The organism is Corynebacterium sp. HMSC076C10 (assembly GCF_001812455.1).
GTDB lineage: Bacteria > Actinomycetota > Actinomycetes > Mycobacteriales > Mycobacteriaceae > Corynebacterium > Corynebacterium jeikeium_D.
In genome coordinates, this window is the sequence record NZ_KV809114.1 from 1 (window position 1) to 641 (window position 641).

Annotated in this window: 1 rRNA gene; it reads right to left on the reverse strand. The window is 54.1% G+C overall.

Features of this window, described 5'->3' with window-relative positions:
- A 23S ribosomal RNA gene (locus HMPREF2857_RS05480) occupies window positions 1-632 on the reverse strand; the annotation flags it as partial.
- Window positions 633-641: the final 9 nt, after the last annotated feature.

Here is a 641-nt window from a genome sequence, read left to right on the forward strand (position 1 = left end):
AAAAAGGGCTCTGACGGATTGTAAGCACATGGTTTCAGGTACTATTTCACTCCCCTCCCGGGGTACTTTTCACCATTCCCTCACGGTACTAATCCGCTATCGGTCATAAGCAGGTATTTAGGCTTACCGGGTGGTCCCGGCAGATTCACAGCAGATTCCACGAGCCCGCTGCTACTCGGGCAACACACCAATTGCACGCACGGGTGTTTCACGTACCGGACTCTCACCGTCTACGGCAGGACATTCCAATCCACTTCCGCTACACCCACACAACACAACGCAGGACTAGCAGACCCTGCACAATGCATCCCCACAACCCCACGCACGCAAACCCTGCCAGGTATCACACGCACGCGGTTTAGCCTCATCCACGTTCGTTCGCCACTACTAACGGAATCACAATTGTTTTCTACTCCTACGGGTACTGAGATGTTTCACTTCCCCGCGTAACCACCAATTAGACTATGAATTCATCTAACGGCGACCGCCCACAACGACGGCCAGGTTTCCCCATTCGGACACCCTCGGATCAACGCTCAGTTGGCAGCTCCCCGAGGCCTATCGCAGCCTCTCACGTCCTTCATCGGCCTACTATGCCAAGGCATCCACCATGCGCCCTTACAACACAACACACAAACAAA